This is a genomic window from Burkholderia sp. 3C, assembly GCF_054589155.1.
Genome location: NZ_BAAILN010000030.1, coordinates 6,968 through 25,309 on the forward strand (window position 1 = coordinate 6,968; position 18,342 = coordinate 25,309).

Here is an 18,342-nt window from a genome sequence, read left to right on the forward strand (position 1 = left end):
CCTCGCCATTTGGCCAGGCTCGAAAAACCGGACGTCACGCTCCAGTGCCGCTGGCGTTTCGGCCTTCAACAGTTCGAGCCATGCACGCGTTTTCGCGTCGATAAAGCGCCTCGACGGAATCAGCGCGAAGACTCCGATTTCAGGCGATCGCCAGCGCGGCAACACCTGCACCAATGCGCCTTTGCGCAGCGCGTCGACCACCGTGTAGCACGGCAGCATCGCGATGCCCAGAGCACTCAAGACGCCATGCACCACCACTTCCGGGTTGTTGCCGACAACCGGGCCACTCGGGTCCAGCGCGTGGACATGCTTGCCGTCGGTCAGCTCCCAATGCGGCGTGATCGACGGATTGACGAGGCGCAGGCACGCGTGATTGACCAATTCGCGTGGATGCTTGGGCGTGCCACACCGCGCGAGGTAGTCGGGCGCGGCGCACAACACCGCGAAGGTCGAGCCGAGCCGGTGCGCCACCAGGCCGGAATCGCGCAATTGCTGGGCAAGGTACACGCTGACGTCGGTGCCTTCTGCGAGCAGATCCGGCACATATTGCGACGTGCTGTATTCCACCTGGACCTGCGGATATCGCGCGCAATATTGCGAGACGAGAGGGACGACGTAACGGCTCCCGAAACTTGCCATGCACATCACGCGCAACCGGCCCGAGGGCTGCACGGCGGCGCCCGCGGCATTGCTTTCCGCTTCTGCGACGAGTTCGAGAATGCTCCTGCATTCGTTTGCGTAGCGCTCCCCCACGCCGGTCAGCGCGAGACGCCGAGTCGTGCGCTGCAGCAGTTGCGTCTGCAGGCGGCTCTCCAGATCCGAGACGAGCCGCGATACCTGGGCGGTGGTCAGCGCCATCTGCAATGCCGCCGCCGTAAAGCTCCCCGCATCGACGACGCGGATGAACGCCGTCATCGCATGGAGCAAACCGTAGTCGAGATTCTTGCGCATCATGTAACAAAGATTCTATTTGCACATCATTTTTGCATCTTACCGCGGTGGATACGATCCGGCATGCGCTCTCGCTCAAGCCCTTGGCGGGGCCAAGCGGATGGCAGCCCGAGATGGATAACTCACCTGAGGTCATGGTCGTGAATGGTGCGGAAAGTTTGTTGCGTTCGTTGATTGCGAACGATGTGAATGTTTGCTTTGCCAACCCCGGTACGTCGGAAATGCACTTCGTGGCGGCGCTGGACAACGTGGAGGGCATGCGGCCCGTTCTGGGGCTGTATGAAGGGGTGGTCACCGGCGCGGCCGATGGCTATGGCCGCATGATGGGCAGACCGGCCTGCACGTTGCTGCATCTCGGCCCGGGGTTGGCGAACGGTCTGGCGAACTTGCACAACGCGCGCAAGGCCGATTCCCCCATCGTCAACATCGTGGGAGAGCATGCAGCCTCACACATGCGTTACGACGCTCCCTTGTCATCGGATCTGGTGGGATTCGCGCGCCCTGTGTCGGCCTGGATACACACGTCGACCAGCGCGCGCACCGTGGGAGCGGATGCCGCACGGGCTGTCCAGGCGTCGCTCGAAGGGCCCGGCCGCATCGCCACGCTCGTCTTGCCCGCCGATACCGCTTGGGAGGAAGCGGATCTTGCGGCCCCGGCCGTGGTAAAACCGACGCGCGCACACGTATCGCAAGACAGTATCGATCACGTGGCGCAGCGCATCCGGAGCAGCAAGCGCGCAGCCATTCTGATTCGCGGAGAGGCGTTGCAGGAGCGCGGGCTGCGCGCTGCGGGCAAGCTCGCTGCGCAGACGGGGGTGCGACTGTTATGCGACACCTTCTTTCCGAGGATGCAACGGGGCATCGGTCGCGTTCAGATCGAGCGTTTGCCGTATTTTGCCGAGCAGGTCGCCGACTTTCTCGCCGGTACCGAGTTGTTGGTGCTGGTGGGCGCCCAGCCTCCCGTCAGCTTTTTCGCCTATCCGGACAAGCCAAGCTGGTTGACACCGAAGGATTGTCGTCTGGCGGTGTTATCCCATCCCCATGAGAATGGCGTGGTCGCGCTGGAATCGCTGGTCGACGCGTTGGGCGCGGGAGATGCGAGGGAGCAACGGGTTGCCGCCAGGCATATCGAAGTGGACACGCATGGGCCGCTCGATGCACGGCCGATCATGCAGGTGATAGCGAAGCATTTGCCGGAACAGGCGATTGTCAGCGATGAGTCGATCTCATGCGGCTTTGCGCACTTTGGCTTGACGGCACACGCGGCGCCGCACGATTTTCTCAATCTCACCGGCGGGGCCATCGGGAGCATGATGGCCGTGTCGACAGGCGCCGGCATTGCCTGCCCGGATCGAAAGGTGGTCACCCTGCAAGGCGACGGCAGCGCGATGTATATCCTGCAATCTCTGTGGACACAAGCGCGCGAAAACGTCGATGTCACTACCGTGATCTACGCGAATCGCGGCTACAAGATTCTCAGCAACGAGTTGAAGCGAGTCGGCGCGTCGAGTGACGGCGCGCTGGCCGCGTCGATGTTCGATCTCGAGAATCCAACGTTGAACTGGGTCGCGCTTGCGAACGGCATGGGTGTCCACGCGGTGAGCGTCAATACGCCATGCGAGTTCGAGGATGCATTCTCCAATGCGATGAAACAACGTGGCCCACGATTGATCGAGTGCGTCATTTGAATTTGCGCGGCCGCGACTTCGTAGGCGTCATTGCCGGCTGGTGCGAGGAACCGGTATGGCATGACGGGAAATACATATTTATCAGTTCAAAGCTGAGGCAAACTACCTGTGTCGATTCGGCATGTTCCGACGACGCTGTTTCTTCGCCATCAAACCGTTCGCGGGGTGGCGGCGGCAAACAGCATTTCAACGATTCGGGGTAGTAACGCGACACCCGGTTGTCACGCAACGGGTAACAGGAGATCCTCATGCTGGCTTCAATTCTTCTCGGTCTTTTCTCCATCACGGCCAAAGAGCTTGGAAAAACGATCGGGACAAGCAGTCTTTCTTACGGCACCGGCAAGGTATGGGCCGCGCTGGCCGGGCAGACCAATGCGGAGGAGTTCAACCAGGTCAACCGGCGGCTCGACGAGGTGCTCGGCGAGTTGAACAGAGTTCGTTCATCCATCTCGGAAGTCAAGACGCAGATCGACGATTTTCACGCGGACATCAAGATGGACGACATCGACCGCTACGTAAATCAGATCGAATCGCTGTACGACCAGTACATGGCTGCGCTCGATTCGCTTGCCGATGCCGCCAGGAGTGCCGCAGCCGGAAATGCCGGTGCCGAAGAGGAGCGCAAGGCGTCGATCCGGCGTTTGACGAAGCTGGGCAAACGCGTTGCCGACGAGATATACGGTGCCGTGAAGCAGATCGACAGCCTGTTGTCCGGTACCAGCAACAAGCCGCTGTTTCTGCTGCTCCACAACAATAATATCGGCCGCGATTTCCTTGCCTATTTCTGCGCCATGAAATCCGTCTTCATCCGGTACTACCTGATACAGATGAAGGCGGTGTTCATCATGGGGCTGGTGTACGAAGACAAGAGCGTTCCCTTTGTCGACGGCAAGAAGCTGATGCACAACGTCGAGGACATGTTGCAGGCGCAAGAGCGATACCTGCTGACCTTGATCCCGGACAGCGTGGTGCAACTGGTGGCAGCCATCGCTGCCGCGCCCGAGGCGACGCCCATCAATTTCCGGTCGGCTGTCTTTGGGCGAAGCGTGAGCTTCGGCAGCCTGCTGTATGGCAACAACTCGACGCACCTGATGCCACATGTCGAAGCCTGGCAACTGGAGCCGATGGCGCCGCTGACCATGAGCCCGAAGGCCGAGTATCGATTTTTGCTGCGCAATCTGCGAACTGGCCGTGTGCTGATCTTGAGCGGCAGCCAGTACGGTGCCGTTGCCGACAGCGATATGCGGGGGCTGATGGGCTGGAGAATACGCTGCGCGCCAGATGGGCGCTTCCTGCTCGAATTCTGCGGAAATTACTACCAGGATGCCTTTGAAGGGAATCGCCTGGTGACCCTCGGCTCCGGGTCCGGCAAGGATCGTCAGCTTCAATACAGCACGCAGAAAAATGACTCCGACAAATATCAGCAGTTCTTTATCGAGCCTTATGTATCGGCATTCCGCGGTACCGACAAACTGTTGTCCCACGAGCGCCTGCTGCCAGGTGGATTCATCGAGTCCGCCAATCGTTCACATCGGCTTCGGTACCGGGAAAACGGCAACGTGGACGTGGTCAGGGTCGCGGACGACACGGTGATCTGGACGGCGAACACCAGTTCGTCGGAGCCGGGCTGGCTGATCAAGCAGATCGACGGCAATTTCGTGGCACATACGAAGGGCGGCAAACCCTACTGGGCGTCGGGTGCATACGGAAGTGACAAAGAGCTGCACATTTATCAGCATTCCGTGCTGCAACTGCATGACGATGGAACCGTGGACATCCGCCTCCCGGATCAGCCCCCGTTCTGGAAAATCTGAACCCTGACACGATGAGGTAGCTCGGGCTGCTGCCGGCGGCTTGCGTCGCCGCCCCGGGAAGTGAACGGCGTGCACTGCGAGCTTCCTTCACCACGCTGACGAACACTTCGGATGTGTCCGTCAGCGTGGTGAAGTCAGATAGATTGGGTGCTGCAGCGCCGGTGCTGGACCGGACAGAGCTTCATGGACACTCGCGAGCCGTTTAGCAGCGATGCCGTGCCGTCTACTGCTTCATCGCGGTCGACCGAAGCGTCTCTAGGCCGTTCAAACTCGCCGCAGAAGACGCACCAAGCGCCACCAATTACCGTAGCCTGCCGGATCTGATTGCCGGCCGCACGCGCGTCACCCCATCGCATTCGGCGATCGCCCGTGTCAGCTCGTCGACAATCCGTTCGATCAGGGCATCGGTCAGCGCGGATGCCTTGCTGCCCTTCTGTCGATCGATGCTGTATTGAATCGACAGCGCCGGCTCGAACTTCCTGATGACCACGCCCTGCGTCGCGTTTGCACTGGCCGACAGGTAATCGACTACCGTCACGCCCGCTCCGGCCTGACAAAACGCAATGGCCGTGGCGGCCAGATTGGTTTCGATCGAAACGGGAATGCGCAGATTGGCGAGCGCGGCGTGGCGCTCGATTTGCGCCACCAGCGGATCGGATGCGAGCAGCGAAATCAGCGGCACGTTTTCAAGATGCTGAAGCGTGACCACCTCCACCTTCGCCAACGCGTGCCCTTCGGGCACCACGCACACCCCCGGCACCGCTGGAAGCGTTCGCCGGACGACCGCGGGATGATCGATGCTGGTGGTCACGCCGATCTTCAGCGTCACCGCCGCCGTGTCGAATTGCATGTCTTCAGGCTTGCCGGTTCTCGCAAGAACCGGCAAGTCCGCCGTCCTCGGAGAACAAGACGCTTGCGCATCCGGCGTCGGTTGATTCGCTACCCACCTCGGCCAATCAGGAAGATCACGTATCGATGGCAACGTTTGCGGCACGCAAGCTCGCCGACATCGCGGACAACACGGCACATATCCTCGGTAACGAGTTGCGCGCGGCGGCACACGGCGTGGAGCTGCGATCACCCCACGCCACCAGCCCCACGTTGCAGAACGTCATGCGGGAAATTCGAACGCATGTTCCGCACTGCGAGCTTGACCGCTATTTCGCGCCCGACATCGAAGCGATCGTGCGTTGCGTGCGGGGCGGAAGCATGGCATCGCACTGCCCCCTGGATTTCGATTCCGAGCCGGCCTGAGCATCGAAACTCCGATCAGGCCGATTGCAAGCGCGCTACACTTCCACGGCTCCCCCCACTTCCCCTTTCCGCCAGGCGACACCATGAACCGATTCGACGTACTCCAGCAACTCGCGAACGATTTCCAGTTTCCCTTGACCGAGGAGATCAAGGTCGGCGGGAATTATCGGCCTGTCGTGGTGGACGAGAATCTCGCCTACGTGTCCGGGCAGATTCCGCGTGTCGGCGACGTGGTGCGCTTCATCGGCGTGGCGGGCGACGACATCTCGCTCGACGACGCCCGCCGCGCGGCAGCCATTTCCGCGCTGCGCGCCTTGACGCTGATACGGAATCATTGCGGATCGCTCGACAGAATCGCGGCGGTGCCGCGCATCACGGTTTTCGTGCGCAGCGCGCCCGATTTTTCGAAGCAAAGTGAAGTCGCCGACGGCGCATCCGACGTGCTTTACGCCGTGTTGGGCGACGTCGGCGTGCATACGCGAACCTCGGTCGGCGTGGCGCAATTGCCAAAAGGCGCGTCGGTCGAAATCGACTTCCTGTTCCGGTTGAAACCGGATCATTGCTGAATCCGCACCCGGCAAACGCACCCGGTCGCGTTCAAGGCGAACGTGGCCCCGCAGCGATCATCCAAGCGATCGCACGATGCCGCCATCGACGCGCAGCGCAGCGCCGGTCGTCGCCGAGGCCTGCACCGAACAGACATACACCACCATGTTCGCCACTTCCTCCGTGGTCGCGAAGCGGCCGATCAGCGAGCTGGGGCGCATGGTGTCGATGAAGTCCTTCTGCACCTGCTCCAACGTCTTGCCTTGCTCGCGAGCCACCGGCTCCAGCCAGTTCGCGAAAATCTCGGAGCGGGTGGGCCCAGGCAGCACCGAATTGACCGTCACGCCGGAGCCGGCGACCGATTCGGCCAGGCCGCGCGCAATCGCAAGCTGCGCCGTCTTCGTCATGCCGTAGTCGATCATGTCCTTCGGGATATGCAGGCCGGACTCGCTGCTGATGAACACCACCCGGCCCCAGCCCCGATCCACCATGCCTGGCAGGTATCGGCGCGTCAGGCGCACGCCGCTCATGACGTTGAAATTGAAGAGACTCAGCCAGTCGTCGTCGGTCAGTTCGCCGAACGGCTTGGGGACAGCGGTGCCGAGGTTGTTGACGAGGATGTCGGCGTCCGCCACGCGTTCGGCGAGCGCCCCCGCGCCCGCTGCCGTGGCGAGATCCGCGGCCACGCCATCGAGCGCTGCCCCGGGCACGGTCGAACGAATGTCGTCGATGGCGTGTCGGACGCGCGCTTCGGTCCGCCCGGTGACGATGACACGCGCACCGACGGCCGCGAGGCCGCGAGCGATCGCGAGGCCGATGCCGGCCGTCGATCCGCTCACGATGGCGCGTTTGCCGCCGAGGTCGATTTTCATGGCGTTTTCCTTCGTTGAAAGATGAGAGGGTGTTTGGCCGGAAAGCGCTGCCCGGCCATGGCGCATACGTGCAATGCGGTGAGCGTCAGGCGCCTGATGGCTGCCAGCGGGTGCCGGTGACGGCGGCCGTGCGGATGGCCTCCATCGTCTCGCGGCGCGCGAGTGCCTCGGTGAAGGATGCCGATAGCCGCGATCCCGTCCGGATATCGCTGGCGAAGGCCTCGTAGGCCGCGGCGACGAAGCGTGCCGGGCTGTCCGATGCGAGCAGGCCGCCGCCCGCTTCGACAGGATCGGGCGGTGCGATCGTTTCCCATCGCTTTTCGCGGGTGTCCCGGCGTTCCAGCCTCAGCGGCCGCCACATCAGTTGTCCCTTCGACGTCACGCGCAGCACGGCATCCTCGCCCTGGATCTCCCAGGCAAACGACGGGTCGCCGCTGCCGGCCCGCATGTGGAAGCTGAACGCGGCGCCGTTCAGTTGTCCGCACATCGCGATCTGGTCGGGCGACGACGACGCGAGGGCCTCGCCCGTCTGCCGGACCACGACCCTAGGCCGACTGATCGCGGTCGTGACCGAGACGCTGTCCAACTCGCCGAGCACGAAACACAGCGAATCGATGTAGTGGCCGCAGTGGATGGTCAGCGGATTCGCTCCGTTCGCGGCGTCGAGCAGGTACGCGTTGCCTTGGTCGATCGACCCCGTCGACAGTTCGTCCCAGGCGAGGAGCGACGTGGAAAGGATTCGACCGAGCCGGCCGGTCGCGACGATCTCGCGCACCTGTCGCAGCCACGGCGAGAAGCGGCCCTGCAGCCCCACCGCAGTCGGAACGCCCCGGTCGCAGGCCAGTTGCGCCAGTTCTCGCGCCTCCTCGAGCGAGCGCCCGAACGGCCACTCGCAAAAGACGGGCTTGCCTGCAAGCAACGCCTGCCGAACCAGCCGGGCGTGGTCCGGCGCCTTCACCGCGACCACGACCGCATCGACCTCCGCGTGCGCGATCATCTCGTGGGCATCGTCGAACCAGAGCGGCGCGCCGAAAGCGGCGGCGGCAAGACGGGCCGATCGTTCGTGCCGGGTGGCCACGGCCTGAAGCGTCATCGAGGGCACCGTGCGAAGCGCCGGAACGTGCGCCATGGCAGCCCAGCCGCGTTCCGGCGAGGCGCCGACGATGCCGATGCGGATGTTGGCGATGGGATGCTGCCGGATCATTGAAACGTCTCGGGGCATGTCAGAACTCCCTCGATGGCGCGCCCTGGCCGGCCGCGGACGCTTCTGACCGTCCCAAGCCCATCGACGCGAGCCAGGCGGCCGCCAGCAAACCCAGCACGGCCCACGGCAGTGCAGCGGCGCCGATCGACGGAAGGAGCGCGGCGCCAAGCAGTCCGCCGCCCGCCATGCCCGCGTTCCAGACCGTGACGAGCATCGACTGCGCCAGGTCGGCCGCGTCGCCGGCGGCCCGCGACGAGGCGGTCTGGAACAGCGTCGCCGTTCCGCCGAAGGCAAGGCCCCAGAACGCGATGCACGCCAGGAGCACGAGCGCCGAATGCCCGAATTGGCTGGCCACCAGGGCCGAAGCGGCGAACGCGACGATGCTCGTGCGGATGAGCGGTGCCAACCACCGGTCGACCCGCATCCCGGTCAGCCAGATGCCGCCCAGCGCCGCCAGGCCGAACACGAGCAGCGCCACGTCGACGCGAACGCCCGATTGCAGGAACGTCAGCCACGGCGCGATGTACGTGTAGAGCATGTTGTGCGCGAGCACGTACAGCACGGTGAGCGCCAGCACGGGGCGCAATCCCGGCAGAACCAGCACGGGGCCGACGCGGTGCGCGGCGTCGCCCGTCTTGCCCGGGAAGTCCGGCACACCCAGCCTCACCCAGGCCCACAAGCCTGCAGCCAGCAGCGACATCACCCCGAAGGACCAGCGCCAGCCGACCAGGCCACCGAGCAGTGTTCCTGCCGGAATGCCGATCGACAGCGCCAAGGGCGTCCCCACCATCGCGACCGCGATGGCCCGCCCCTGCCATGCAGGCGCCACCATGCGGATCGCATGTCCCGCCAGGAGCGCCCAGAGCAGCCCCGAGAACACGCCCGCGCCGAACCGCGCGACGAGCGTCAGCGCGAATGAGGTAGACAGGGCGGTCACCACGTTGACCAGGCAGAAGCCGCCGATGGCCGTCAGCAGCAGCGGCCGGCGACGCCAGGCCTGCGTGGCCTTGACCAGCGGAATCACGGCGACCACCGAGCCCAGGGCATACAGCGTCACCAATTGCCCGGCCGCACCGACGGAAACGCCAAGATCGGTGGCGATGGCGGGCAACAGGCCGGCCGGCAACGCCTCGCTCAGAATGGCCACGAACCCTGCCGCGGCCAGGGCGAGCAGGCCGGCCCAGGGGAAGCGTTTCGCCTCACGCATGATCGCGCCCCTGGATGGGCCGCCGGCGGGCGACGGGATCGCGGTGCCGAAATTTGCAGGATGTGGCTTGCATCGCATTGCCTTCGAGAAGAGAAGGCCTTCACGATAGGGAAGACATCATTCCGGATAAAGGTGGGTACACTTCCCATCTCTCATGACTGGAGTGTCCGGAGTGAAGCCCATGATGCTCGACAGCCTCGACGATTTCGCCGTGTTCGTGCAGGTCGCGGAGACGCGCAGCTTCGCCGAGACCGCCCGATCCACCGGCGTCTCGGCCTCGGCCGTGGCCAAGCGGATGGCCCGTCTGGAGGAACGCCTGAAGGTACGGCTCCTGCACCGCAGTACGCGAAGCGTCACCCTGACGGCCGAGGGCGCGATGTTCCTCGCTCGTTGCCGGCGCGTCCTGGACGAGGTTCAGGGCGCCGAACACGAGCTGTCACGCGCCGCCGGGGCGCCGCAGGGCCGCCTCAAGGTGAGTCTGCCGATGGTCGGTACGCTGTTCCTGCCGTTGCTGGCCGAGTTCATGCGCGCGCATCCCGCCATAGCGCTTCATCTCGATCTCAGCAACCGGATGGTCAACGTCGTCGAGGAGGGATTCGACGCGGTCATCCGCACCGGAGAGCCTGAAAGCTCCGCGCTGAATGCTCGTGCCCTTGGAAGCTGGCGCATGCTGCTGGTCGCGTCGCCGGCTTACCTGTCGCTCAGAGGCCGGCCCGAGCGGCCGGCGGATCTGGCCGGGCACGATTGCCTGCACCACTGCTTCGACGGCACCGGCAAGCTCGAACGCTGGCCGTTGGCCTGGGGCGACGAGGGCGAGATCCCGCTGCCGGTGTCGATGGTCGCGAACCATCTGGAGGGGCGGTTGTGTTTCTCGGAAAACGGGCTGGGGATTGCCTGCCTGCCCGAGTTCACGGTGCGCGAGGCGCTGGCGGCAGAACGGCTCGAAGTCGTCCTTCAGGATTTCACCGAGTTGCACCGAGTCACGTTCCGCATGTTCTGGCCGTCCTCCCGCCACCCTTCGCCGAAAGTGCGGGCGCTGGTCGACTTTCTCGTCGAGAAGATGGCCGCCGAACAGCCCTAGCATTGCGACGCACTCGGTATTTGTCTGATCACTGCCGCCCGCGCTTTCTTCGTCCTGCCGTGCCGCAGACGACACAACGCCCGCAGCATCATGCGCAGATCGGGTGAGCCGCGCCAAGTCGGAGGGACACCCTGGTCAGGTCCGCGAGCTGCGCTCCATCTCGGCAAACTCCGAAACACGCGGTTCAGGTTGCCAACCGTCATTCGTCAGGTCGCCCGCTACCCGAATGCGCGCGCGCAACTGGCCGTCCATGCCAATCGCGGCCCGGTGAAAGCGGGCGGCAGTTGGCTGAGACGGCACGCCGAATTCCAGGGGCCGGCGCCGTAGCGCGATCGATACGCTCGCCTAGCGCGGCGCCTGCTCGTCGCCGCCGCCCGGCTCGGCGGCACATTCCTGCAATAGCAGCGCAGCCAGTTCGTCGGGTTGGTCCAACATCACCGCGTGCCCGCAGGGCAGCGTATGAACGGTCCACCCTGCCTCGTGCCTGAGCTTCTCGTAGGTGGAGGCAAACCAGTTGCCGCCGTTCCGGGTGGCAAACAGGAACGTGCGCCGGGCCACTCGCGTCGCATCCACGCCGGCCCGAACGCCTTGCACGAACGTCGCCAGCGGCTGCGGCACGCTCGTCGCATCGACCCATGCGGCATCGGCCTCGTTGACGTTGAACAGGCGGGCCGGAATCGGCGGCAACATGCCGCCATTCGCGCCGGCCTGCGCCAGAAACGCCTGTGCCATCTCCGGGCCGGTGATGTCGACGAGCGACTGCCCATCGGTGGGCGCATAGGCGTCGATGTAGAACAACGAGCGGATCCGTGCGCCGATCTCGTTCGCGACACCCGTCACGACCATGCCGCCATAGGAATGGCCGCACAGAATGGCGTCGTCGATCTTCTCGAACTTGAAGACGTTGACGATGTCCTGAATGTGCGTGTCGAGATTGATCGCGCGATCGGCCAGATGCGAGCGCTCGCCGAGCCCCGTCAGCGTGGGCGTATGGACCTCGTGCCCGGCCGCTCGAAGCTTGCGCGCCAAACGCGCATACACCCAGCCGCCCTGATAGGCGCCGTGGACCAGAACGAATGTTGCCATCGTGTTTTTCCTTTCCTTTGTTGATCGATGTGATGCGAGCACCGGGCTCGCGACTTAATTTTCCGATCCGGTCTTGCGGCGGGCGCGCAGCAGGATCAGCGCGATGCCCACCGTGACCAGGCACGCCGCCGCCACGTCCCACGGCCGTGGCGTGTCGCCCATGACGAACGTGTCCAGCGCCAGCGTGACGGCGGGAATCAAGGCCGGCAGGCTGGTGCCGACTTCCGCCCCCAGCAATTCCGCCGACCGGCCGAAGGCATACACCGCGACCGTGGTCACCAGTACGCCTTGAAACACGGCTTGCAGCAGCACGTCGGCCGGCTTTGCGTGGAGGATCCCGACCGGCAGCGCCAGCAGGTAGACGGGCAGATACAGCACCGCCGAGCCCACGGCGATGAGCGCGGTGGCGCGAAGCGCCGGCACGCGCCGGGCGCGGACAAAGGCGGCAAAGGCCGCCCACATCAGCCCCGTGGCGAACAGCACGAAATGGCCCGTCGCCAGGCCGCCCGCCGTCCCAACGAACGCCGCGATGCCCGCCAGCGTCAGGCCGATTCCCAGCCAGCGCGCCGGGTTGATGCGCTGCGCATGGCGCACCCGGCCCAGCAGCACGGAGGCGATCGCCATGACGCCGGGGTTCAGTGCGCCGGCCGCGGCGGCGGGCGCCGTCTTCACGGCCAGCGACAGCAACAGCACATAGGGCGCGCCGAACAGCGCAACCATCGCCAGCACGCCGCCCAGGCCCGGGCCGTCGGTCGGGAAACCACCGCGGACCAGCACCGGCAGCAGCAAGGCAGCCGCCACGCCGAAACGCAGTGCGGTCAGGTCATAGGAGGTCAACCCGGTGGTGACGCCGAGACGCAGCAGGATCAACGATCCCGACCAGATCAGGATGGCCGTGGCGGCCCACATCAGGCCGAACGTCAAATTGCGGGAAGGGGACACGAGACATTGCCGGTTTCATTGGATTGACGGCATGGTATGGTCCGAACGACGTTTACAAAAACGAAATTTACTTCTCTTATGAAACAGGAAAACTCAACACTGGCGATACTGCCGTCGATGCGCACGCTGAGTCTGGAAGCGCTGCGCAGCTTCGTGGCGATCCAGGAAACGGGCTCGTTCCGGCGCGCCGCGGCCAGGGTCAACCTCTCGCCATCCGCCGTCAGCTTGCAAATCGCCCGGCTCGAAGCGCTGCTCGGGCATCGTCTGCTCGAACGCGATGCGCGGCGGGTGTCGCTGACCGAACACGGCGAGCTGTTGTTGCGGCAGGCGCGCAACCTGTTGGCGCTCAATGACGAAACCCTTGCGCTGTTCTCCCGGTCGTCGCTCGAAGGACGCGTGGTGCTCGCCGCGCCGCACGATCTCGGCAAGACGTTCGTGCCCGAACTGCTGCTTCAGATGGCCGAGCGCCATCCGCGCATTCGCATCGATGTGCAGTTGGGCGCGTCGTCGAGCGTGATGCACGGTTTCACGAAAGGACGCAGCAATGTCGTGCTGTTCAGCGACGTCGGCCCGCCGACCATACCTTCCCGGAAGGTCTGGTCCGAACCGTTGGTATGGCTCATGGCGCGCGGCGGGCGCGCGATTTCCATCGACCCGTTGCCGCTGGCCGTGGCCGTGGCGGGCTGCGCCTGGCGCGAAGTGGCCCTGAACGCACTGGAGGCGGATGGCCGGGCCTATCGCATCGCCTATAGCAGCGACGCGCCCGCCGGCCAGGCGGCCGCGGTGCGCGCCGATCTGGCCATTGCGGCCTTGCCCGCGTCCATGTCGGACGAGGATCTGCTGCCGGCCCCGCTGGCTGCGGCATTGCCCGAATTGCCCGAGACGCACGTCCGGGTCGCGCACGACGACGGAGAGCTGGCTGCGGCGTTGGCGGCGGTGGCGCACGACGTCGCACTTCGGAGAGCGGCGAAGATCGGCTGAGTCGTGGAGACTGCCCAGCCGGCATCGCGATGGTGTTCACATGGCGATGGACGGCATGCCGGCCGATCGCGTTCCCTGAACCGGAAAGTTACCGGCACCGTGGTACGCAAAATTGAGCGAAAGCTTCACCTGCGCCGATCCGTTTTGGCCGGCGCGATGCAATGTCTTGCAATGAAAGAACACGACATCGCCCGCCCTCATCTCGACTTCCACGCGCGTGTCGATGACATCTCGTGCATCTCGCGCGTCCCGCATCGCCGCCCGCCCGATTTGCGGCCCGGCCTGCCCTTCGATTCCGCCCCAAAAGCGATTTCATTTTCCGCTTGCGCTCACCGCCCGCCCACGTAAAATACTGTATGCATATACAGTATTGGTGATGATGTGGAACTGCAGAAGAAGCTCGAGGTATTGGCCGACGCGGCAAAGTACGACGCTTCCTGCGCCAGCAGCGGCGCACCCAAGCGCGGTTCGCGCGGTGTTGCCGGGCTCGGTGCCAGCACCGGCGCAGGTATCTGTCACAGCTTTACGCCGGACGGGCGCTGTGTGTCGCTCCTCAAGATCCTGCTCACCAACTTTTGCCTGTACGACTGCCAGTACTGCTTGAACCGCCGCTCCAGCAATGTGCCGCGCGCACGATTCACGCCCGAGGAAGTCGTCGATCTCACGCTCGATTTTTACCGGCGCAACTATATCGACGGCCTGTTCCTCAGTTCGGGCATCATCCGGTCGTCCAACTACACGATGGAACAATTGGTGCGCGTGGCGCAGTCGCTGCGGGAGGACCACCAGTTCCGCGGTTATCTGCATCTCAAGACCATTCCGGACGCGGACCCTGAACTCATCGCGAAAGCCGGCCGCTATGCGGATCGTCTGAGCGTGAACATCGAATTGCCGACGGACGGCAGCCTCGCGCGCCTCGCGCCGGAAAAGAACCTGCGCACCATCAAGCTGGCGATGGGATCGATCCGGCTTGCCCAGGAAGAGGCGCAGACCGAGACGAAGGCTCCACCGTTCACACCGGCGGGGCAAAGCACGCAAATGATCGTCGGGGCCGATCAGACAAACGATCGCACCATCCTGCAGACGGCCGAATCGCTCTACGGCTCGTTCAAGCTCAAGCGCGTTTACTACTCGGCCTTCAGTCCGATCCCAGACAGCCCGTCCTCCTTGCCCGCGCAGGCGCCCCCTCTGCTGCGCGAACATCGGCTTTATCAAGCCGACTTTCTGCTGCGCGGATACGGCTTCCGTGCAGACGAACTGTTCGAGCAAAGCGCAGATCTGACGCTTGATATCGATCCGAAGCTCGCGTGGGCGCTCGCTCATCGCGAGCATTTTCCTGTCGACCTCAACCGCGCGCCGCTTCGCATGATCGCGCGCGTGCCCGGCATCGGCATGCGCAACGCAAAACGCATCGTCGAATTGCGGTGCACGCGTCGCGTCCGTTACGAGGATCTGGTGCGTCTGCGCTGTCCGATGGAGAAAATCCGGCCGTTCGTGGTGACGCAGGATTATCGCGCCGCCCTGCATGATGCGTCGTCGGAGACACTGCGCCGCGTACTCGTGCCACCGCCGGTGCAACTCGCGCTGCTGTAAGGACGGCCGATGCGTACCATCGTGATCGAAGATCGCTTTGCCGCGTGGCGCGCGGCCTCGCTTGCGGCCCTCGCCGAAGACCTTCCGCCGGCGTCGATCCACTGGCATCTCGCGGAGGCGATCGAGATGCCGCAGCAGCAAGCCTTGATCGACTACGCGCCGGAATCGCCAGGCACGCCCGCGGCCTCACCCCGCCGTGCCGAAGTTCAGGTGTCGAAGGCGTTCGCGGCGCTGCTGAAAGACGCCGCATCGTTTCGCGATCCTCAGCGCTGGGCGTTTTTATACAAGGTGCTGTGGCGCTGGCATCACGGCGACCGCTCGGCGGCATCGCCCGCCGATTCCGACGGCTCACGCCTTTACCGCATGGCCAAGAGCGTGCGCCGCGCCCAGCACGACATGATTGCCTATGTGCGATTTCGCAAGCAGCCGAACGGCCAGGCCGCTCCCGAATACCTTGCCTGGTACGAGCCCGACCACGACGTGCTCGAGTGGGCCGCGGAACATTTTGCGCAGCGCATGGGTCGATCCTCATGGCTCATCACCACCCCTCGCGGCGCCGCCTTCTGGGACGGCGGCCAGTTGCATCTGGACACGCATTGCGCGTTGCCGGGTGGTCATCGTCACGACACCGAGGATGAGGCCGAGGCATTGTGGCTCGCGTATTACCGGAGCACGTTCAACCCGGCACGATTGAACGAAAACGCGCTGGAGCAGCATATGCCGGTGCGTTTCTGGAAGGGCTTGCCCGAGGCGCGTTTGATTCCCGGCATGATCAGCGAAGCCAGGAGCGGCGCGCGGCGGCTCGCTCAAGCCAGCGGTGTCGGCACGCTGGCCGGCAAGGCGATTGCTGTCGAAGCCGACGCGGCGCAACCGGTTCGAGAGCAAGCCTCTTCGCTGGATGCTTGCCGACGTTGCGACTTGTGGCGGAACGCTACGCAGGCGGTGGGCAGCGCGGGACCGAGCAGCGCTCGAATCATGTTGATCGGCGAGCAACCGGGCGATCAGGAAGACCTGAGCGGACAACCGTTCGTCGGGCCGGCGGGACAACTGCTCGACGTTGCCATCGAGCGCGCGGGCTTGTTGCGCGATCAGGTCTATCTGACCAATGCAGTGAAGCATTTCAAATGGGAGCCGCGCGGCAAACGCCGTTTGCACAAAACGCCCGTGCAACGTGAAATCGAAGCCTGCCGTTACTGGCTCGAGCGTGAACTGGACACGGTGCGACCTGCCGTGATCGTGGCGCTCGGCGCCACGGCGCTCACCACGCTGCTGCGCAGGAAAGCCAGCCTTGGAGATTACCTGAATGCACCTTTCGAGATCGATGGTGGATGGGCCATCGCCACCTATCACCCGTCGTTCGCATTGCGCCAGCAGGATGGAAACTCGCGCGACCAAGTGCTCGACGACATGACCCGGGCGCTCGTCCTTGCGCGTGAAATGGCGGATGCCTGGCGCTGATCAGTGCTGCGCCGGGGCATCCGAAGGATGACCTGTGCATCCTTCGGATCATTTTTGTGCCAGGAGGTGAACATGGCTTCGCGATGCCCACGGCCCCCTGGGCAGGTGTGCCGGCAACCCTCAGTTGCAGGGATCAAGCCAACGCCAGCCGATGGGCTGGATAGGCTGAAAAAGAAAAAGCCCCGCAAGTCCGAGAACTTGCGGGGCTTTGTCACCGCCTAATGGCGGAGACGGAGACCGCCAGCGCCACAACCAAAGCCATCCAAGCGATTCCAAATATTTCTTTTATCATCAATGACTTGCACCATCCAACTGTCCAAATTAAGCTAACGACTTCCAAGCCCATCCAACGCTTCCTGATGGGCTGACTGATGGGCTGAGAATTGATGCTAACCGACAAACAAGCAAAAGCACTGAAGCCGGGCGACAAACCCGTGTTCGATGGAAAAGTCACCGGGCTGCTCCTCTCGCCGTCCAAATCTGGGTGCAAATGGACGTTGCGATTCACTAGCCCTGTAACGGGTAAACGGCGCGACGCTGGCCTTGGGACCTATCCAGAAACTTCGATTTCCGAAGCTCGCGAAAAAGCACACGCAATGCGTAAGCTGATCGACGGAGGCGAAGACCCCATCGATCAGCGCAACCTCGAGCATGAGGCAGCAGCCGTTGCCGCCGCCGCGCTTACTTTCGAGAGCGCGGCCCGACGAGTCCATGATGAGCTCAAGCCAGGCTGGAAAAATGAGAAGCATGCCGCTCAATGGCTCACTACGCTCGAAACTTACGTGTTCCCTAAGCTCGGTAACCGGAAGCTTGAAGCTATCAGCCCTGGCGATTGCGCTGACGTGCTTCGTCCGATATGGCTAACCAAGGCCGAAACTGCTAGCCGCACTCGACAACGGATGCACGCTGTAATGCAGTGGGCCTGGGCACACGGCTATATCGCCGCGAATCCGTTGAGCGTCGTGGATCATCTTCTACCTAAGCAATCCAGCAAGCCTGAGCATCAACCTGCCATGCCCTGGCATCAAGTCCCGAAGTTTGCGGCAACGCATCTGATTGATCACAAGGCAACAGACGGTACGCGCGCGGCCCTTCTCTTCCTAATTTTGACCGCGACGCGAAGCGGTGAGGTTCGAGGCGCCACTTGGGACGAATTCGATTTATATGGACGCGTATGGAACGTCCCTGCGCAGCGAATGAAAGCGAACGCGCCTCATCGCGTTCCGCTCCCAGATGCAGCCCTTTCTATCTTGAAAGGAATGCAAGCTACCGGCCTTCATGACTCGCTCGTTTTCCCGTCCCCTCGGGGAATGCAGTTAAGCGACATGACGCTGACTGCACTATTACGTCGCGTGAAGGCTGAGAGCGACACTCCTGGTCGTTGCGCAACCGCTCACGGCTTCCGATCTAGCTTTCGAGATTGGGCGAGTGAGCATGGCTACGCCCGCGATCTAGCAGAGCGTGCACTTGCCCACACGGTCACAAATAAAGTCGAGGCGGCGTACCATCGAACTGATTTGCTCGAGCAACGTCGACCATTGATGGATGCGTGGGCTAAGCACATCTATCAAGCACAAAAATAAGTCTAGCGGCTAGGCGGAAGCCGCTCGAATCGGATCGTTGAGCGCACATCGCACTGCACTGCGCTGGATAGTCGGGAGGCAA

Annotated in this window: 16 protein-coding genes and 1 pseudogene; 9 read left to right on the top strand and 8 right to left on the bottom strand. The window is 63.7% G+C overall.

The window, feature by feature from the left end:
* On the bottom strand, positions 1-954 hold a 954-nt coding region (locus tag ACYP33_RS04145), incomplete at its 3' end, for a LysR family transcriptional regulator (RefSeq protein ID WP_459619877.1).
* Between the two features lie 137 nt (positions 955-1,091).
* Here ACYP33_RS04145 and ACYP33_RS04150 point away from each other — a divergent pair.
* Entirely contained in the window at positions 1,092-2,639 is a 1,548-nt protein-coding gene (locus ACYP33_RS04150) for an acetolactate synthase large subunit (RefSeq protein ID WP_459620168.1), read from the top strand.
* Between the two features lie 248 nt (positions 2,640-2,887).
* Positions 2,888-4,453: a hypothetical protein gene (locus ACYP33_RS04155; protein WP_459619879.1), complete on the top strand. Its 1,566-nt coding sequence runs from the start codon at positions 2,888-2,890 to the stop codon at positions 4,451-4,453.
* Between the two features lie 301 nt (positions 4,454-4,754).
* On the opposite strand, the gene ACYP33_RS04160 is transcribed toward ACYP33_RS04155, so the two are convergent.
* A complete protein-coding gene (locus tag ACYP33_RS04160; protein WP_459619881.1) occupies positions 4,755-5,303 on the bottom strand; it encodes a LysR substrate-binding domain-containing protein in 549 nt (182 codons plus the stop codon).
* A 32-nt stretch (positions 5,304-5,335) separates the two neighbouring features.
* Here ACYP33_RS04160 and ACYP33_RS04165 point away from each other — a divergent pair.
* Together ACYP33_RS04165 and ACYP33_RS04170 are read left to right on the top strand one after the other, a co-directional pair.
* A pseudogene (locus tag ACYP33_RS04165) lies at positions 5,336-5,707 on the top strand (aromatic amino acid lyase); the annotation flags it as partial.
* A gap of 83 nt (positions 5,708-5,790) precedes the next feature.
* Positions 5,791-6,273 (top strand): RidA family protein, encoded by a 483-nt coding sequence (locus ACYP33_RS04170; protein ID WP_414451921.1) that lies wholly within the window; start codon positions 5,791-5,793, stop codon positions 6,271-6,273.
* 57 nt (positions 6,274-6,330) lie between these two features.
* On the opposite strand, the gene ACYP33_RS04175 is transcribed toward ACYP33_RS04170, so the two are convergent.
* The 3 genes from ACYP33_RS04175 to ACYP33_RS04185 form a co-directional block, all read right to left on the bottom strand.
* Entirely contained in the window at positions 6,331-7,125 is a 795-nt protein-coding gene (locus ACYP33_RS04175) for an SDR family NAD(P)-dependent oxidoreductase (protein WP_459619883.1), read from the bottom strand.
* Positions 7,126-7,210: 85 nt separating this feature from the next.
* Complete coding sequence (locus tag ACYP33_RS04180; RefSeq protein WP_459619885.1) at positions 7,211-8,329, bottom strand: Gfo/Idh/MocA family protein; 1,119 nt, start codon at positions 8,327-8,329, stop codon at positions 7,211-7,213.
* A gap of 19 nt (positions 8,330-8,348) precedes the next feature.
* Positions 8,349-9,536, bottom strand: a complete 1,188-nt coding sequence (locus ACYP33_RS04185) for an MFS transporter (protein ID WP_459619887.1) — start codon at positions 9,534-9,536, stop codon at positions 8,349-8,351.
* Positions 9,537-9,717: 181 nt separating this feature from the next.
* Between ACYP33_RS04185 and ACYP33_RS04190 the strand changes: the two genes are divergently transcribed.
* Positions 9,718-10,617 carry a LysR family transcriptional regulator gene (locus ACYP33_RS04190; RefSeq protein WP_459619889.1) on the top strand — a complete coding sequence of 300 codons (900 nt, stop codon included), beginning with the start codon at positions 9,718-9,720 and terminating at the stop codon, positions 10,615-10,617.
* Positions 10,618-10,962: 345 nt separating this feature from the next.
* Here ACYP33_RS04190 and ACYP33_RS04195 read toward each other — a convergent pair whose 3' ends face one another.
* Both ACYP33_RS04195 and ACYP33_RS04200 read right to left on the bottom strand, forming a co-directional pair.
* The gene (locus tag ACYP33_RS04195) at positions 10,963-11,703 is read right to left on the bottom strand and encodes an alpha/beta fold hydrolase (protein ID WP_459619891.1); all 741 of its coding nucleotides are present in this window, start codon (positions 11,701-11,703) and stop codon (positions 10,963-10,965) included.
* Between the two features lie 54 nt (positions 11,704-11,757).
* The gene (locus ACYP33_RS04200; protein ID WP_459619893.1) at positions 11,758-12,627 is read right to left on the bottom strand and encodes a DMT family transporter; all 870 of its coding nucleotides are present in this window, start codon (positions 12,625-12,627) and stop codon (positions 11,758-11,760) included.
* 96 nt (positions 12,628-12,723) lie between these two features.
* Here ACYP33_RS04200 and ACYP33_RS04205 point away from each other — a divergent pair, with 96 nt between their 5' ends.
* Complete coding sequence (locus ACYP33_RS04205; protein ID WP_459619895.1) at positions 12,724-13,626, top strand: LysR family transcriptional regulator; 903 nt, start codon at positions 12,724-12,726, stop codon at positions 13,624-13,626.
* A 36-nt stretch (positions 13,627-13,662) separates the two neighbouring features.
* On the opposite strand, the gene ACYP33_RS04210 is transcribed toward ACYP33_RS04205, so the two are convergent.
* A complete protein-coding gene (locus ACYP33_RS04210) occupies positions 13,663-13,881 on the bottom strand; it encodes a phytanoyl-CoA dioxygenase family protein (RefSeq protein WP_459619897.1) in 219 nt (72 codons plus the stop codon).
* Between the two features lie 126 nt (positions 13,882-14,007).
* Between ACYP33_RS04210 and ACYP33_RS04215 the strand changes: the two genes are divergently transcribed.
* From ACYP33_RS04215 to ACYP33_RS04225, 3 genes are all read left to right on the top strand, one after another.
* Positions 14,008-15,219 (top strand): putative DNA modification/repair radical SAM protein, encoded by a 1,212-nt coding sequence (locus ACYP33_RS04215; protein ID WP_459619899.1) that lies wholly within the window; start codon positions 14,008-14,010, stop codon positions 15,217-15,219.
* A 9-nt stretch (positions 15,220-15,228) separates the two neighbouring features.
* A complete protein-coding gene (locus ACYP33_RS04220) occupies positions 15,229-16,677 on the top strand; it encodes a UdgX family uracil-DNA binding protein (protein WP_459619901.1) in 1,449 nt (482 codons plus the stop codon).
* A gap of 386 nt (positions 16,678-17,063) precedes the next feature.
* Positions 17,064-18,260, top strand: a complete 1,197-nt coding sequence (locus tag ACYP33_RS04225) for a tyrosine-type recombinase/integrase (protein WP_459619903.1) — start codon at positions 17,064-17,066, stop codon at positions 18,258-18,260.
* Positions 18,261-18,342: the final 82 nt, after the last annotated feature.

Coding starts and splice junctions, on each gene's coding strand:
- ACYP33_RS04155 (WP_459619879.1), top strand. CDS start 2,888: ATGCTGGCTTCAATTCTTCTCGGTCTTTTCTCCATCACGGCCAAAGAG.
- ACYP33_RS04160 (WP_459619881.1), bottom strand. CDS start 5,303: ATGCAATTCGACACGGCGGCGGTGACGCTGAAGATCGGCGTGACCACC.
- ACYP33_RS04170 (WP_414451921.1), top strand. CDS start 5,791: ATGAACCGATTCGACGTACTCCAGCAACTCGCGAACGATTTCCAGTTT.
- ACYP33_RS04175 (WP_459619883.1), bottom strand. CDS start 7,125: ATGAAAATCGACCTCGGCGGCAAACGCGCCATCGTGAGCGGATCGACG.
- ACYP33_RS04180 (WP_459619885.1), bottom strand. CDS start 8,329: ATGATCCGGCAGCATCCCATCGCCAACATCCGCATCGGCATCGTCGGC.
- ACYP33_RS04185 (WP_459619887.1), bottom strand. CDS start 9,536: ATGCGTGAGGCGAAACGCTTCCCCTGGGCCGGCCTGCTCGCCCTGGCC.
- ACYP33_RS04190 (WP_459619889.1), top strand. CDS start 9,718: ATGATGCTCGACAGCCTCGACGATTTCGCCGTGTTCGTGCAGGTCGCG.
- ACYP33_RS04195 (WP_459619891.1), bottom strand. CDS start 11,703: ATGGCAACATTCGTTCTGGTCCACGGCGCCTATCAGGGCGGCTGGGTG.
- ACYP33_RS04205 (WP_459619895.1), top strand. CDS start 12,724: ATGAAACAGGAAAACTCAACACTGGCGATACTGCCGTCGATGCGCACG.
- ACYP33_RS04210 (WP_459619897.1), bottom strand. CDS start 13,881: ATGCGGGACGCGCGAGATGCACGAGATGTCATCGACACGCGCGTGGAA.
- ACYP33_RS04220 (WP_459619901.1), top strand. CDS start 15,229: ATGCGTACCATCGTGATCGAAGATCGCTTTGCCGCGTGGCGCGCGGCC.
- ACYP33_RS04225 (WP_459619903.1), top strand. CDS start 17,064: ATGCTAACCGACAAACAAGCAAAAGCACTGAAGCCGGGCGACAAACCC.